The 15,011-nt window shown below is 60.4% G+C and carries 10 protein-coding genes; 8 read left to right on the forward strand and 2 right to left on the reverse strand.

Annotated features, from left to right (window positions below; genetic code table 11):
- Positions 1–313: 313 nt before the first annotated feature.
- Positions 314–1,963: a dihydrolipoyllysine-residue acetyltransferase gene (aceF, locus tag GIR22_RS05575; protein WP_178122105.1), complete on the reverse strand. Its 1,650-nt coding sequence runs from the start codon at positions 1,961–1,963 to the stop codon at positions 314–316.
- A gap of 11 nt (positions 1,964–1,974) precedes the next feature.
- Positions 1,975–4,620, reverse strand: coding sequence for a pyruvate dehydrogenase (acetyl-transferring), homodimeric type (aceE, locus tag GIR22_RS05580; RefSeq protein WP_154742360.1), 2,646 nt, complete (start codon positions 4,618–4,620; stop codon positions 1,975–1,977).
- Positions 4,621–5,002: 382 nt separating this feature from the next.
- Between aceE and glnE the strand changes: the two genes are divergently transcribed.
- From glnE to GIR22_RS05620, 8 genes are read left to right on the forward strand one after another with little or no spacing between them, the layout of a single operon-like run.
- Positions 5,003–7,942 carry a bifunctional [glutamate--ammonia ligase]-adenylyl-L-tyrosine phosphorylase/[glutamate--ammonia-ligase] adenylyltransferase gene (gene glnE, locus GIR22_RS05585; protein WP_154742361.1) on the forward strand — a complete coding sequence of 980 codons (2,940 nt, stop codon included), beginning with the start codon at positions 5,003–5,005 and terminating at the stop codon, positions 7,940–7,942.
- 54 nt (positions 7,943–7,996) lie between these two features.
- Positions 7,997–9,031, forward strand: coding sequence for a lipopolysaccharide heptosyltransferase II (waaF, locus tag GIR22_RS05590; RefSeq protein ID WP_154742362.1), 1,035 nt, complete (start codon positions 7,997–7,999; stop codon positions 9,029–9,031).
- Position 9,032: 1 nt separating this feature from the next.
- On the forward strand, positions 9,033–10,094 hold the full coding sequence (gene waaC / locus GIR22_RS05595; RefSeq protein ID WP_154742363.1) for a lipopolysaccharide heptosyltransferase I: 1,062 nt from the start codon (positions 9,033–9,035) through the stop codon (positions 10,092–10,094).
- Positions 10,094–11,215 carry a glycosyltransferase family 4 protein gene (locus GIR22_RS05600; protein WP_154742364.1) on the forward strand — a complete coding sequence of 374 codons (1,122 nt, stop codon included), beginning with the start codon at positions 10,094–10,096 and terminating at the stop codon, positions 11,213–11,215. Before waaC ends, GIR22_RS05600 begins: the two co-directional genes overlap by 1 nt.
- Positions 11,215–12,021 carry a lipopolysaccharide core heptose(I) kinase RfaP gene (gene rfaP, locus GIR22_RS05605; RefSeq protein ID WP_154742365.1) on the forward strand — a complete coding sequence of 269 codons (807 nt, stop codon included), beginning with the start codon at positions 11,215–11,217 and terminating at the stop codon, positions 12,019–12,021. Before GIR22_RS05600 ends, rfaP begins: the two co-directional genes overlap by 1 nt.
- The gene (locus GIR22_RS05610; protein WP_154742366.1) at positions 12,021–12,755 is read left to right on the forward strand and encodes a lipopolysaccharide kinase InaA family protein; all 735 of its coding nucleotides are present in this window, start codon (positions 12,021–12,023) and stop codon (positions 12,753–12,755) included. The genes rfaP and GIR22_RS05610 overlap by 1 nt, the downstream gene beginning before the upstream one ends.
- Positions 12,752–13,504, forward strand: coding sequence for a lipopolysaccharide kinase InaA family protein (locus GIR22_RS05615; protein WP_154742367.1), 753 nt, complete (start codon positions 12,752–12,754; stop codon positions 13,502–13,504). Before GIR22_RS05610 ends, GIR22_RS05615 begins: the two co-directional genes overlap by 4 nt.
- Positions 13,504–14,955 carry a lipopolysaccharide kinase InaA family protein gene (locus GIR22_RS05620; RefSeq protein ID WP_154742368.1) on the forward strand — a complete coding sequence of 484 codons (1,452 nt, stop codon included), beginning with the start codon at positions 13,504–13,506 and terminating at the stop codon, positions 14,953–14,955. The genes GIR22_RS05615 and GIR22_RS05620 overlap by 1 nt, the downstream gene beginning before the upstream one ends.
- The last annotated feature ends 56 nt before the right edge of the window (positions 14,956–15,011 follow it).

The following is a 15,011-nucleotide window of genomic DNA, read 5'->3' on the forward strand; positions in this document are numbered from 1 at the left end:
TGCTATATGTGGGTTATCGGCCGGGCTGTGGATTTCTGCAGTCGGCGCGATGGGTGGTTCTTCCCGGTTCACAAATGTGCCCCTGTAGGAGCGAGCTTGCTCGCGAAGCACTCATAGGCGACGTGTTTATCCAGGATGCACAGGTTCTCGTTAAGGTTTTTCGCGAGCAAGCTCGCTCCTGCAAGAGTGCGTGTTCCAGCGATTAAAGAACAGGCAAAAAAAGCCCCGCCAATTGGCGGGGTTGAGGTACGAGCGTGGCGCTCGGAAAACACTGCAGCCAGGCCTTCTGCATGAGCAGAAGGCCTGTTGTTGCTTAAAGCAGGATGGTGCGGATGTCCGCCAGCAGGTCGCTTAGACGCTTGGTGAAGCGTGCAGCAGCGGCGCCGTTGATCACGCGGTGATCGTAGGACAGCGACAGTGGCAGCATCAGCTTCGGCTGGAAGGCTTTGCCGTCCCACACAGGCTGGATGGTGGCCTTGGAAACACCAAGGATCGCCACTTCCGGCGCGTTGACGATTGGCGTGAAGCCAGTGCCGCCAATGTGCCCCAGGCTGGAGATGGTGAAGCAAGCACCCTGCATATCGTCTGCCGTGAGCTTCTTGTCGCGGGCCTTGGCGGCCAGCGCAGCAGCCTCGGCGGCAAGCTGCAGCAGGCTCTTCTGATCAACGTTCTTGATCACAGGCACCAGCAGGCCATCCGGAGTATCGACCGCGAAGCCGATGTTCACGTACTTCTTGCGAATGATCGCCTTGCCGCTTGGGGCCAACGAACTGTTGAAGTCCGGCAGCTCCTTGAGCAGGTGAGCGCAGGACTTGAGTAGCAGTGGCAGGATGGTCAGCTTGACGCCGGCCTTTTCCGCCACGGCTTTCTGGGCAATACGGAACGCTTCCAGCTCGGTGATATCCGCCGAGTCGAATTGGGTCACGTGCGGGATGTTCAGCCAGCTGCGGTGCAGGCTCGACGCGCCGATTTGCATCAGGCGAGTCATCGGCACTTCTTCGGTTTCGCCGAAGCGGCTGAAATCCACCACCGGGATCGGTGGAATACCAGCACCACCGGTTGCGCCGGCAGCAGCCGGGGCTTCCTTGGCCTTCTGCATCATGGATTTGACGTAGACCTGCACGTCTTCCTTGAGCACACGGCCGTGAGGACCGCTGGCAGTTACCGCGTTCAGCTCAACGCCGAACTCACGGGCCAGTTGGCGCACGGCAGGGCCGGCATGCACTTTGGCACCGCTTGGCGCAGGCGCAGCAGCAGGGGCCGGTGCGGCCTCGGCTTTTGCAGCCGGCGCAGGAGCGGCAGCAGCAGGTGTAGCTTCAGCCTTGGCCGCCGGCGCAGCAGCGGCTGGAGCCGGTGCTGCAGCAGGGGCCGCGCCGGCAACTTTCAGCTTGAGGATGAAGTCGCCAGTGCCGACTTCGTCTTCGAGCTTGACCGCGATGCTTTCCACCACACCGGCAGCCGGCGATGGAATTTCCATGCTGGCCTTGTCGGATTCCAGGGTGATCAGCGACTGGTCGGCTTCGACGGTATCGCCGACCTTGACCAGCAACTCGATGATCTTGGCCTTGCCCGACGAACCGATGTCCGGAACATGAATGTCCTGGACGGTCGCAGCGGCGGCAGGTGCAGCAGCCGGGGCCGCTGGGGCCTCGGCAGCAGCAGGTTTTTCAGCCGCAGGGGCTGGAGCGGCAGCCGCAGGCGCGGCAGCCTCAGGAGCCGTCGCGGCGGCGCCTTCGATTTCCAGTTCCAGCAGTTCGTCGCCTTCTTTCAGGCGGTCGCCCAGCTTCACTTTCAGGCTCTTGACCACGCCGGCTTTGGGAGCAGGGATTTCCATGCTCGCCTTGTCCGATTCCAGGGTCAGGATGCTCTGGTCGGCTTCGACAGTGTCGCCGACCTTCACAAACAGCTCGATTACTTCACCTTCACCGCTGCCGATGTCAGGTACGCGAATGAGTTCGCTCACAAAAAAACTCCTCAGCAGTCCAGTGGGTTGCGTTTTTCCGGGTTGATCCCGAACTTGACGATAGCCTCGGCCACCACCTTGGGTTCGATATCACCGCGGTCAGCCAAGGCTTCCAGGGCTGCCAACACCACGAAGTGACGGTCTACTTCGAAGAAGTGACGCAGCTTCTTGCGGCTGTCACTGCGGCCGAAACCATCGGTGCCCAGGACTTTGAATTCCTTGGACGGGACCCACTGACGAATTTGTTCAGCAAACAGTTTCATGTAGTCGGTGGAGGCGATAACCGGACCCTTACGACCCGTCAGGCACTCTTCGACGTAGCTCAGCGCAGGCTTCTGGCCCGGGTGCAGGCGGTTGCTGCGCTCCACGGCCAGGCCGTCGCGACGCAGTTCGTTGAAGCTGGTAACGCTCCATACGTCAGCACCGATGTTGAACTCTTCACGCAGGATCTTCGCCGCTTCACGCACTTCGCGCAGGATGGTGCCGGAGCCCATCAGTTGTACGTGGTGTGCCGCTTCCTTGGTGTCTTCTTCGAGCAGGTACATGCCCTTGATGATGCCCTCTTCCACGCCGGCCGGCATGGCTGGCTGCTGGTAAGACTCGTTCATCACGGTGATGTAGTAGAAAACGTCCTGCTGCTCTTCGGTCATCTTCTTCATGCCGTCCTGGATGATCACCGCCAGCTCATAGCCGTAGGTTGGATCAAAGGTGCGGCAGTTCGGGATGGTGGCAGCCAGGATGTGGCTGTGACCGTCTTCGTGTTGCAGGCCTTCGCCGTTCAACGTGGTCCGCCCGGCGGTACCGCCGATCAGGAAACCACGGGTACGGCTGTCGCCGGCAGCCCAGGCCAGGTCGCCGATACGCTGGAAGCCGAACATCGAGTAGAAGATGTAGAACGGCAGCATCGGCTGGTTATGGCTGGAGTACGAGGTACCGGCAGCGATGAAGGAGCTCATGGCGCCCGCTTCGTTGATGCCTTCTTCGAGGATCTGGCCCTTCTTGTCTTCCTTGTAGAACATCACCTGGTCTTTATCGACCGGATCGTAGAGCTGGCCGACGGAGGAGTAGATGCCCAACTGGCGGAACATGCCTTCCATACCGAAGGTACGGGCTTCGTCCGGGATGATCGGAACGATACGCGAGCCGATTTCCTTGTCCTTGACCAGTTGCGCGAGGATCCGCACGAAGGCCATGGTGGTGGAGATTTCACGGTCGCCCGAGCCGTCCAGGATAGCCTTGAGGGTATCGAGTGGCGGTGTCGGGATGCTGCTGCTCTTGGCGCGACGCTGAGGCACGAAACCGCCCAGTGCGGTGCGACGCTCACTCAGGTAACGGGCTTCGGCGCTGTTTGGCTCAGGCTTGAAGAACGGCAGGTTTTCCAGCTCTTCGTCCTTGACCGGGATGTCGAAGCGATCGCGGAACAACTTCAGGCTGTCGACATCGACTTTCTTGGTGTTGTGCGCAGTGTTTTTCGCTTCGCCGGCACCGGTGCCATAACCTTTGATGGTCTTGGCCAGGATGACAGTCGGTTGTTCTTTGTGGTTGACCGCTTCGTGGTACGCCGCGTAGACCTTGTACGGGTCGTGGCCGCCACGGTTGAGTTTCCAGATCTCGTCGTCGGACAGGTCTGCAACCATCGCCTTGAGTTCCGGCGAGTTGAAGAAGTGTTCACGCACGAACGCGCCGTCTTTGGCCTTGTAGTTCTGGTACTCGCCGTCGATGACTTCATCCATCCGGCGCTGCAGGATACCGTCGACGTCCTTGGCCAGCAGTGGGTCCCAGAAACGGCCCCAGATGACTTTGGTCACGTTCCACTGAGCACCGCGGAATACGCCTTCGAGTTCCTGGATGATCTTGCCGTTGCCGCGAACCGGGCCGTCGAGGCGCTGCAGGTTGCAGTTGATGACGAAGATCAGGTTGTCGAGCTTCTCGCGGCCAGCCAGCGAGATCGCGCCCAGGGATTCGGGCTCGTCGCACTCGCCGTCGCCCAGGAAGCACCAGACTTTCTGCTTGCCTTCAGGGATGAAGCCACGGGCTTCCAGGTACTTCATGAAACGTGCCTGGTAGATCGCCTGGATTGGGCCCAGACCCATGGATACGGTCGGGAACTGCCAGAAATCAGGCATCAGCCAAGGGTGCGGGTAGGACGAGAGGCCCTGGCCGTCGACTTCCTGGCGGAAGTTGTTCATCTGGTCTTCGGTGATGCGGCCTTCCATGAACGCACGGGCGTAGACGCCTGGCGAGGTGTGGCCCTGGAAGTAGATCAGGTCGCCGCCGTGCTCTTCGGTCGGGGCCTGGAAGAAGTAGTTGAAGCCAATGTCATACAGGGTTGCGCTGGAGGCGAAGCTGGAGATGTGACCGCCCAGGTCAGAATCTTTCAAGTTCGTGCGCATGACCATTGCCATCGCGTTCCAGCGTACCAGCGAGCGAATGCGGCGTTCCATGAACAGGTCGCCAGGCATGCGTGCTTCGTGGGTAACTGGGATGGTGTTGCGGTATGGCGTGGTGATGGCGTAGGGCAGTTGCGAGCCGCTGCGGGTCGCGAGTTCGCCCATACGGGTCATCAGGTAGTGAGCACGGTCTTCGCCTTCTTTGTCGAGAACCGATTCCAGGGCGTCCAGCCATTCCTGGGTTTCGACGGGATCGAGGTCTTGCATGGCTTGCTCCAGGGCGGAAAGGCTACCAGAATCGGTTGCCTGAGTTTGCGACTGGCCTTGTGGGCAGACGACATAAATTCTTGGATGGCCGGAGATTGTTCCGGCGTCCTGTAGTTTTACTACAAATCGTCGGCCATTTCAGCCTTTCGAATGTATATACGAGTAGTAAAACTACACAAGAGCGAGGTAGTTGCTCGGTCTGGCTGGTGAGCATAATCGTTATTGTTGATCTTTTGCGAACAAGAAAAGGTGGAGTTTTAATGTTTCCTGCCAAAAATTGTAATTTTTCAGCTATTTATAACTTTTGTTCGACAGTCCTTTACCGAGCATGGTTCTGGCGTTCACAGCAACAGGCCATTTACGCGCCGATTAAGGATAGACCATGAGCCTTCCAATACTGGCTGAACTGCCGGCCGTTCTCCTGCCATTTGCCAAGCGGGCCGAGCAGTCATTTCGTGACGCGGCGGCCAGATTGGAGGGTGATAATGGCCTTTCTGAGTGGACGCTGCAACGCTGGGCCGACTTCGCCCGGGTCTGCGCTGCCAGTGATTTCGTCATTGAACAGAGTGTTCGTGACCCTTTGATGTTGCTCGAGCTGGTGGCCTGGGGCGAACTGGATCGCAGCTTTGTGCCTGATGAGCTGTGCGGGCAGATTGCCGCCGCAGTGCAACAAGCAGAAACAGAAGATGAACTGGGCCGCGTCCTGCGCCGCCAGCGCACCCGGCTACAAGTGCGGATTATCTGGCGCGACCTGACCCGACAAGCGGACCTGGTCCAGACCTGTCGCGACCTGTCGGACATGGCCGATGCCTGCATCGACCAGGCCTATCAATGGCTGTACCAGCGCCATTGCGTGCAATTCGGCACGCCGACCGGGCGCCGCAGTGGCGAACCGCAGCAGATGGTCATCCTCGGCATGGGCAAGCTGGGCGCGGTGGAGTTGAACCTGTCCTCGGACATCGACCTGATCTTCGCCTACCCTGAAGGCGGCGAAACCGTGGGCGTCAAGCGTTCCCTGGATAACCAGGAGTTCTTCATTCGCCTGGGACAGCGGCTGATCAAGGCCCTGGATCCGATGACCGTCGACGGTTTTGTGTTCCGTGTCGACATGCGCCTGCGGCCTTATGGCTCGGCCGGTGCACTGGTACTCAGTTTTAATGCGCTGGAGCAGTACTATCAGGATCAGGGGCGCGACTGGGAACGCTACGCCATGATCAAGGCGCGAGTGGTGGCTGGCGATCAGTTGGCCGGCGCGCAATTGCTCGACATGCTCAGGCCGTTCGTCTACCGGCGTTACCTGGACTTTTCTGCCATCGAAGCGTTGCGCACGATGAAGCAACTGATTCAGCAGGAGGTGCGGCGCAAGGGCATGGCCGAGAACATCAAGCTGGGTTCTGGTGGCATTCGCGAGGTGGAGTTTATTGCCCAGGCATTCCAACTGATTCACGGCGGTCGCGATTTGAGCCTGCAGCAACGTTCGCTGCTAAAGGTGCTTGGCACGCTGGAAGGACAGGGCTATCTGCCGGCGGCGGTGATCGCCGAGCTACGCAGCGGCTACGAATTTTTGCGTTATACCGAACACGCGATCCAGGCGATTGCCGACCGCCAGACGCAAATGCTTCCACACAGCGCTGAAGATCAGGCACGGATTGCCTTCATGATGGGTTTTCCGGACTGGACGGCGTTCCATGAACGCCTGATGTACTGGCGTGGCCGGGTGGACTGGCACTTTCGCCAGGTGATTGCCGATCCTGATGAAGACGAGGGCGAAGAAAGCGAACTGGTGGTCGGCGGCGAGTGGTTGCCATTGTGGGAAGAGTCCCAGGATGAAGAAGCCGCTTGTCGACAACTGCAGGAAGGCGGCTTTATCGATGCCCCCAAAGCCTTGAAAACCCTGGCCGGCCTGCGTGGCAGTCCGCAATTACGGGCCATGCAGCGTCTGGGGCGTGAGCGGCTGGATGCGTTTATCCCGCGCTTGCTGGCCCAGGCGGTCGAGCATGCCAACCCCGATCTGGTGTTGGAGCGCGTATTGCCACTGGTGGAGGCTGTGGCGCGGCGCTCTGCCTACCTGGTGCTACTGACGGAGAACCCCGACGCCCTGCGCCGGTTGTTGACCCTGTGCGCCGCGAGCCCGTGGATAGCCGAGCAGATCACGCGTTTCCCGCTGTTGCTGGATGAATTGCTCAACGAAGGCCGCCTGTTCAAGCCGCCCCTGGCGCCGGAGCTGGCGGCCGAGTTGCGCGAGCGCCTGACGCGGATTCCCGAAGATGACCTTGAGCAGCAGATGGAGGCGCTGCGTCACTTCAAGCTGGCGCACCGACTGCGTGTCGCGGCCTCGGAAATTGCCGGCAGCCTGGCGCTGATGAAGGTCAGCGACTACCTGACCTGGCTCGCCGAGGCGATCCTCGAGCAAGTGCTGGCCCTGGCCTGGCGCCAGACCGTCGCGCGCCACGGTACGCCACAACGGGTCGACGGCACCCTGTGCAATCCAGGGTTCATCATTGTCGGTTATGGGAAAGTCGGCGGAATCGAGTTGGGTCATGGTTCTGACCTGGACCTGGTGTTTATCCATGACGGCGATCCGCAAGCCGAAACCGATGGCGCCAAACCTATCGACGGGGCGCAGTTTTTTACGCGCCTGGGCCAGCGGATCATTCACCTGCTGACCACCCAGACCAACTCCGGGCAGCTGTATGAAGTAGATATGCGCCTGCGGCCCTCGGGCGCATCCGGTTTGTTGGTGAGCTCCCTGGGGGCGTTTGCCCGTTATCAGGAAAACGAGGCCTGGACGTGGGAACATCAAGCTCTGGTGCGGGCGCGAGTACTGGTGGGCAGCCAAGAGGTGGGGCGCGCGTTCGAGCAAGTGCGGGCCAGCGTGCTGGGCCGCGAACAGGACCTGGCCAAGCTGCGCCAGGAGGTCAGCGAGATGCGCGCCAAGATGCGCGACAACCTGGGAACCAAGTCCACCACGGCCGGTACCGCGGCCAATGCCTTCGAAGCCACGGCCTCCTTCGATCTCAAGCAGGACGCCGGAGGTATCGTCGATATTGAATTTATGGTGCAATACGCGGCTTTGGCGTGGTCTGTGCACCATCCATCGTTGCTGCGCTACACCGATAATATCCGCATCCTGGAAGGCCTGGAGCAGGTCGGGCTGATGCCCACCGCCGATGCCCACCTGTTGCGCGAGGTGTATAAGGCCTACCGTTCCGCGGCTCACCGCCAGGCCTTGCAGAACGAGGCCGGGACGGTTGCCGGGGACCAGTTCGCTGACGAACGGCGCCAGGTGCAGCGAATCTGGCATGAACTGGGGTTAAGCTGAAACACTATTAAGGCGGGGAGGCATGAGCCTCCCCGTATCGTTTGTGGAAACTACATGAATATTCTGATCGTTGGGCCCAGTTGGGTCGGTGACATGGTGATGGCACAGACACTGTTCCAGTGCCTGAAACAGCGTCATCCCGACTGCCAAATCGACGTGCTCGCCCCCGAGTGGAGCCGGCCGATCCTCGAGCGCATGCCCCAAGTGCGCAAGGCACTGAGTTTTCCGCTCGGCCATGGGGCGCTGGAGCTGGCGACTCGTCGACGTATCGGCAAGTCCCTGGCCGGTCAGTACGATCAGGCGATCTTGTTGCCCAACTCGATGAAGTCGGCGCTGGTACCGTTTTTTGCCGGTATTGCCAAGCGTACCGGCTGGCGCGGCGAGTTCCGCTACGGTTTGCTCAACGACGTGCGCAAGCTGGACAAGGCTCGCTACCCGCTGATGATTGAGCGTTTCATGGCCTTGGCTTATGCGCCGGGTGCCGAATTGCCTACGCCTTATCCGCGCCCGAGCCTGCAAATCGACCCCGCCAGCCGTGACACGGCCCTGGCCAAGTTCGGCCTGGTCCTTGACCGACCGGTGTTGGCGCTGTGCCCGGGTGCCGAGTTTGGCGAGTCCAAGCGCTGGCCGTCGGAACATTACGCGGCGGTCGCGGAGATGAAGATCCGTGAAGGCTGGCAAGTCTGGTTGTTCGGCTCGAAAAACGATCACTCAGTGGGTGAAGACATTCGTCAGCGCCTGATCCCGGGGCTGCGCGAAGAAGCGGTCAACCTCAGCGGCGACACCTCCCTGGCCGAGGCCATTGACCTGCTGTCCTGTGCCGATTCGGTGGTATCCAACGACTCCGGCCTGATGCATGTGGCTGCTGCGCTGAATCGCCCGCTGGTGGCGGTGTATGGTTCGACCTCTCCAGGTTTTACTCCGCCATTGGCCGACAAAGTCGAAGTGGTGCGCCTGGGCCTGGATTGCAGCCCGTGCTTTGATCGCACTTGCCGTTTTGGCCATTACAACTGTTTGCGCCAATTGTTGCCCGCACCTGTGGCCGATGCCTTGCAGCGGTTGCAGGGCTCTGTGGTCGAGGTTCGTTAAGTTGCGGGTACTGGTAATCAAGACCTCATCCCTGGGCGACGTGATTCATGCCTTACCGGCCTTGACCGACGCGGCGCGGGCGATCCCCGGGATTCGCTTTGACTGGGTAGTGGAAGAAGGTTTTGCCGAAATTCCCACTTGGCACCCGGCGGTAGATAAAGTGATCCCGGTGGCCATCCGTCGCTGGCGCAAGAACCTCTGGCAGACCTTCAAGAGTGGCGAGTGGCGGCGCTTCAAACAGCGTATCCAGTCAACCAAGTACGATCTGGTGATCGATGCCCAAGGCCTGCTGAAAAGTGCTTGGCTGACCCGTTACGTTCGCGCTCCGGTGGCTGGTTTCGACAAGCAGTCGGCTCGCGAACCGCTGGCGGCGCGCTTTTATTCCCGGCGCTTGGCGGTGGCCCGCGGGCAACACGCGGTGGAGCGTTTGCGCCAACTGTTTGCCGTTGCCCTCGGTTATGACTTGCCCAAAGGCCTGGGGGATTATGGCCTGAACGTCGACAAGCTGCTGGGTTTGCCACCGAAAAAACCTTTTGTGTTGCTGCTCCACGGCACTACCTGGGACACCAAGCACTGGCCGGAAACCTACTGGCGTGACCTGGCCGAGCGCATGGACCGGCTGGGTGTCGACGTGAAGTTGCCTTGGGGCAATGCCGCTGAAAAAGCTCGTGCCGAACGGCTTGCCCAAGGCCTGGAAAACGCTGAAGTGCTGCCCAAGCTGAACCTGGCGGGTGTGGCGCGGGTGCTGGCCGGGGCCAAGGCTTGCGTGGCTGTGGACACGGGGCTCGGCCACCTGGCAGCCGCCTTGGACGTGCCGACGATTTCCTTGTTCGGCCCCACCAACCCCGGCCTGACGGGCGCCTATGGCAAGGCCCAGATTCACCTGGCCAGCGACTTTCCCTGCGCGCCGTGCCTGCAAAAGAAATGCACCTATCAACCGAGCGCTGACGACCTGCGCCGGTTTGATATCAAGCGCGAGTGGCCCCTGTGCTTCACTCGCCTGAACCCTGAGCGTGTCGCGAGCCGATTGAGCACGTTGTTACTGGCTGAGGAGCTGCGCTGATGCAATTGGCTTTTGTTCTCTACAAGTATTTCCCCTTTGGTGGCCTGCAGCGCGATTTCATGCGCATTGCCCTGGAATGCCAGCAGCGTGGCCATCAGATCCGGGTCTACACCCTGATCTGGGAAGGCGAGGTGCCGCCGGGGTTTGAAGTGCTGGTGGCGCCGGTGAAGGCGTTCTTCAATCATCGGCGCAATGAGAAGCTGACAGCGTGGATGGAAGCCGACCTGGCCAAGCGTCCGGTGGATCGCTTGATCGGTTTCAACAAGATGCCGGGCCTGGATGTGTACTATGCGGCGGACGGTTGCTTCGAAGACAAGGCGCAAAACCTGCGCCATTCGCTGTACCGCAGCTTTGGCCGCTACCGGCACTTTGCCGAATACGAGCGTGCGGTATTCGCCAGGAATGCCAAGACTGAAGTGTTGATGATTTCCGAAGTCCAGCAGCCGTTGTTTATCAAGCATTACGACACGCCGCTGGAGCGCTTCCACTTGTTGCCACCAGGTATCGCCCAGGACCGCCGGGCACCGCCCAACGCGGCACAGATTCGTGCCGGGTTTCGTGAGGAATTCAACCTCGGCGAGGACGACCTGCTGCTGGTGCAAATCGGTTCAGGCTTCAAGACCAAGGGCGTGGACCGCAGCATCAAGGCACTGGCGGCATTGCCATCGGAACTGAAAAAACGCACTCGACTGTTTGTAATTGGCCAGGATGACCCCAAGGTATTCCAATTGCAGAGTGCTACCCTGGGGCTCGGCGATAACGTGCAGTTCCTCAAGGGGCGCAGCGATATCCCGCGTTTCTTGCTGGGTGCCGACTTGCTGATTCACCCGGCCTACAACGAAAATACCGGGACTGTGCTGCTCGAAGCCTTGGTGGCCGGGCTGCCGGTGCTGGTTACAGCGGTGTGTGGTTACGCCCATTACATTGCCGAGGCCGACAGCGGCCTGGTGCTGGACGAACCTTTTGAGCAGGTCCAGCTCAATCAATACCTGGCACGGACGCTCAACGACACGCAACAGCGCGCGGCCTGGAGCCGTAATGGTCTGGCCTTCGCCGAGACGGCCGACCTCTATAGCATGCCGCAGCACGCTGCGGATGTGATTCTGGCGGAGCAGCACTGATGAAGTTGATTCTTGCCGAGCCGTTCAAGACTCTTTGGGCTGGACGCGATGCGTTCGCCGAAGTCGAGTTGTTGGACGGTGAGGTTTACCGTGAGCTGGAAGCCCGTCGCACCTTGCGCACCGAGGTGGGCGGCCACGGTTTCTTTGTGAAAATCCACCGTGGCATCGGTTGGGGCGAAATCTTCAAGAACCTGCTGACTGCCAAGCTGCCGGTATTGGGCGCGGGCCAGGAGTGGCAGGCCATTCAACGCCTGCAAGAAGTCGGTGTGCCGACCATGACCGCCGTTGCCTATGGCGAGCGTGGCAGCAATCCGGCCGACCAGCATTCCTTCATCGTTACCCAGGAACTGGCGCCGACGGTCAGCCTGGAAGACTTCAGCATCGATTGGCTCAAGCAGCCGCCAGAGCCACGCCTCAAGCGCGCGCTGATTGCCGAAGTGGCCCGCATGACCGGCATGATGCACCGCGCCGGGGTCAATCATCGCGACTGCTACATTTGTCATTTCCTGCTGCATACCGATAAGCCGGTGACAGCCGATGATTTCAAGCTGTCGGTGATCGACCTGCATCGCGCCCAGACCCGGCCAGCCATCAGCCAGCGCTGGCGTAACAAGGACTTGGCGGCGTTGTATTTTTCGGCGCTGGACATCGGGCTGACTCGCCGCGACAAATTGCGCTTCCTCAAGGGCTATTTCCAGCAGCCGTTGCGTCAGATCCTGGCGCAGGAAAGTGCCTTGATTGCATGGCTGCAGGGTAAGGCGCAAAAGTTGTATGAACGCAAGCAGCGCTACGGGGATGCGCTCTGATGGCAGGTTGGAATCTGGAGCCTGCCTATGCCGCGCTGGCGGACGATTTTGGTAGTCTCGAAGCCGTGTTTGCCCTGCAAGGCGAGCAGGTGACACAAGACCCACTGTCCGAAGTCATTCGTGTCGAGCGTGGTGGGGTCAATTATTACGTCAAGCGTTACGTCGGTGCCGGCAAAGGCTTGCGCCGTTACCTGGGCAGGCCCCGGGTCAAGTCCGAGTGGCAGAACCTCAAGCGCTTCGCCAAGTGGGGTATTCCTACAGCCGAAGTGGTTGCCTGGGGCCTGGAGCGCAAGGGCATGGCCTACGACCGCGGAGCGATGATTACCCGTGAGTTGCCCTGCACTGAAGATTTGAGTGCCTTGGCCGAACGCAATGATCCGTGCCTGTCCGATCCGGCCTGGGTCGACAAGATCAGCCGCCAGCTCGCCGAATACACCCGGACAATGCACGACCAGCGCTTCACCCATAACGACTTGAAGTGGCGCAACTTACTGGTCGACCGGCAGCGTGTCCTGTATCTGATCGACTGCCCCAACGGTGCTTTCTGGCGCGGGTTCTGGCTCAAGTATCGCATCACCAAGGACTTGGCCTGCCTGGACAAGGTCGCCAAATATCACTTGTCTGCTACCCAGCGCCTGCGGTTTTATTTGCAATATCGTCAGCGCCCGCGCTTGAGCGCATCGGATAAACAGCGAATTCGTCACGTGGTGAAGTTTTTTGAGGGGCGCGAATGAGTGACTTCCTGGCGGCCGAAGACCGCGCTCTGTTGGAACGCAACGGCCTCGCTACCTTTGACACTTTGTGGGCCAAGCAACTGGAGGCGGTGGACGAGCCGAACACCAGTGGTGATGGCTGGAGCAGCGTGTTTCGTTTGCAGATTGAAGGCCATGGCTACTACCTCAAGCGCCAGAGCAACTACCTGACGCGCACGTTGCATCGCCCGTTTGGCGAACCAACGTTTTCTCGCGAATTTCGCAATATCAGCCGTTATCGGCAACTGGCGATCCCGGCGTTGCAGGCGGCGTTTTTTGGTGAGCGCAAAGTGGGTGGTGAGCACCGCGCGATCCTGCTGACCCGCGCTCTGGACGGTTGGAGTGACCTGGATTCGCTGCTGGAGCAATGGTCGCTCCTGAGCGACGCCGAGCACCGGCAGATCCTGCGTGCCTGCGGTCAACTGGCACGTCAGGTGCACAGCGTAGGCCAGGTCCATGGCTGTTTTTATCCCAAGCATATTTTTCTCAAGGCTTCGGGCAATGGGTTTGTGGCGCAGTTGATCGACCTGGAAAAAACCCGTCCGCTGATATTCGGTTGGCGGGACCGGGTCAGGGACCTGGAGCCGTTGCTGCGTCGCGCCCCGCAATGGTCCGGCGAGCAGGTTCGGCAATTTTTGGCGGCGTATATCGACCAGCCTGAAGACAGTTCGTTGATCGCGGCCTGGAACCAGCGCCTGGTCGCCCGCCGCAATCACAAGGAGGCGCATTGATGCGTTTGTCCGAGCTGAAAAGTGCCGGTCGCACCCCCGGCCTGCCCTTGAATGTGGAGCTGGCCGATGCCGCCGGGCCTGCTCAACTGCAACTGCTGAGCCTATTGCGAGTATTGCCGGGGCAGCGCTATGTGGGGGCAGCGGTGTGGCGCGGGCGTCCGGTGCTGGCCAAGTTGTTGGTGGGTAGCAAGGCGGCTCGGCATTTTCAGCGTGAGTTGCAAGGCGTTCGGCTACTGGCTGAACAAGGTCTGAAGACCCCTCAGTTGCTGGCCGATGGCTTGAGCGAAGGTGAGGGCGGTTGGCTGTTGTTCGAGTTTCTGGACGCAGCGCACAGCCTGGCTGACGCCTGGCACGCCGTGGAGTCCTTGACACCGTTGGCGGATGAGCAGCAAGCAGTCCTGGCCCAGGCATTGACGGCCATTGGCCAAATGCACGCCAAAGGGTTGTGGCAGGAAGACTTGCACCTGGACAACCTGCTGCGTCAGGACGGCAAGCTGTATTTGATCGATGGTGCCGGGATTCATGCCGAACAGGCAGGTAAGCCGCTGTCACGCAACCGGGTGTTGGAAAACCTCGGGGTGTTTTTCGCTCAATTGCCGAAAAAATTCGAGCCGTACACTGAAGAGTTGCTGGTGCATTACCTGCTCAGCAACGGCGAACATGCCTTGCCGCTGGAAGCCCTGCAAAAGCAGGTGCGAAAAGTCAGCGCCTGGCGCCTGAGAGATTTCCTCGGCAAGGTGGGGCGTGAATGCACGCTGTTCAGTGTGCTGCGTGGTCCCTTCGCCTTGCGCGCGATTCGTCGCGAGGAAGAGGCGGCGATGCTGGCGGTGCTTGAGCAGGCCGATACCCTGCTGGACCAGGGGCACGTGTACAAGACTGGCGGGGCCGCCAGTGTGGCCAAGGTCGAAGTTGCCGGCCGGCCGCTAGTGATCAAGCGCTATAACATCAAAGGTTTTGCCCATTGGCTCAAGCGCTTCTGGCGACCTAGCCGCGCCTGGCATTCCTGGCGTGAGGGCAATCGCCTGGCCTTCCTCGGTATTGCAACTCCCAAGCCGCTGGCGCTGCTGGAAAAGCGTTGTTTCTGGCTGCGCAGCCAGGCCTATCTGGTCACCGAATACTTGCCTGGCCCGGACATCATCGAGCGCTTTGCGCCGTATGTTGAAAGCGGTGAAGCGCCTGAGGTCGAGTTGCTGGCACTGGATCACCTGTTCGCCGAGCTGATTGACGAGCGCATCAGTCATGGGGACTTCAAGGGGCACAACCTGTTCTGGCATGAGGACCGTTGGGCGCTGATTGATCTGGACTCGATGTGCCAACACGCCAGCCTCGGCAGCTTCGCTCCGGCGTATGCAAAAGACCGGGCGCGATTCATGCGCAACTGGCCGCAGGGCAGTGCGTTGTATCAGGTGATTGACCAGCGGTTGCCCAAGGAGATCGGCGGCGCGGTCTGAATTGGGCGGGCGAGCTTGTTGTGGCGAGGGGAGGCCCTCTCGCCACAGGGCGACAC

The organism is Pseudomonas karstica (genome assembly GCF_009707515.1).
Lineage (GTDB): Bacteria > Pseudomonadota > Gammaproteobacteria > Pseudomonadales > Pseudomonadaceae > Aquipseudomonas > Aquipseudomonas karstica.

What these genes read in the sequence shown, in the direction of transcription:
- aceE (WP_154742360.1), bottom strand. Translation starts at nt 4,620, where the DNA reads ATGCAAGACCTCGATCCCGTCGAAACCCAGGAATGGCTGGACGCCCTG.
- glnE (WP_154742361.1), top strand. Translation starts at nt 5,003, where the DNA reads ATGAGCCTTCCAATACTGGCTGAACTGCCGGCCGTTCTCCTGCCATTT.
- waaF (WP_154742362.1), top strand. Translation starts at nt 7,997, where the DNA reads ATGAATATTCTGATCGTTGGGCCCAGTTGGGTCGGTGACATGGTGATG.
- GIR22_RS05600 (WP_154742364.1), top strand. Translation starts at nt 10,094, where the DNA reads ATGCAATTGGCTTTTGTTCTCTACAAGTATTTCCCCTTTGGTGGCCTG.
- rfaP (WP_154742365.1), top strand. Translation starts at nt 11,215, where the DNA reads ATGAAGTTGATTCTTGCCGAGCCGTTCAAGACTCTTTGGGCTGGACGC.
- GIR22_RS05610 (WP_154742366.1), top strand. Translation starts at nt 12,021, where the DNA reads ATGGCAGGTTGGAATCTGGAGCCTGCCTATGCCGCGCTGGCGGACGAT.
- GIR22_RS05615 (WP_154742367.1), top strand. Translation starts at nt 12,752, where the DNA reads ATGAGTGACTTCCTGGCGGCCGAAGACCGCGCTCTGTTGGAACGCAAC.
- GIR22_RS05620 (WP_154742368.1), top strand. Translation starts at nt 13,504, where the DNA reads ATGCGTTTGTCCGAGCTGAAAAGTGCCGGTCGCACCCCCGGCCTGCCC.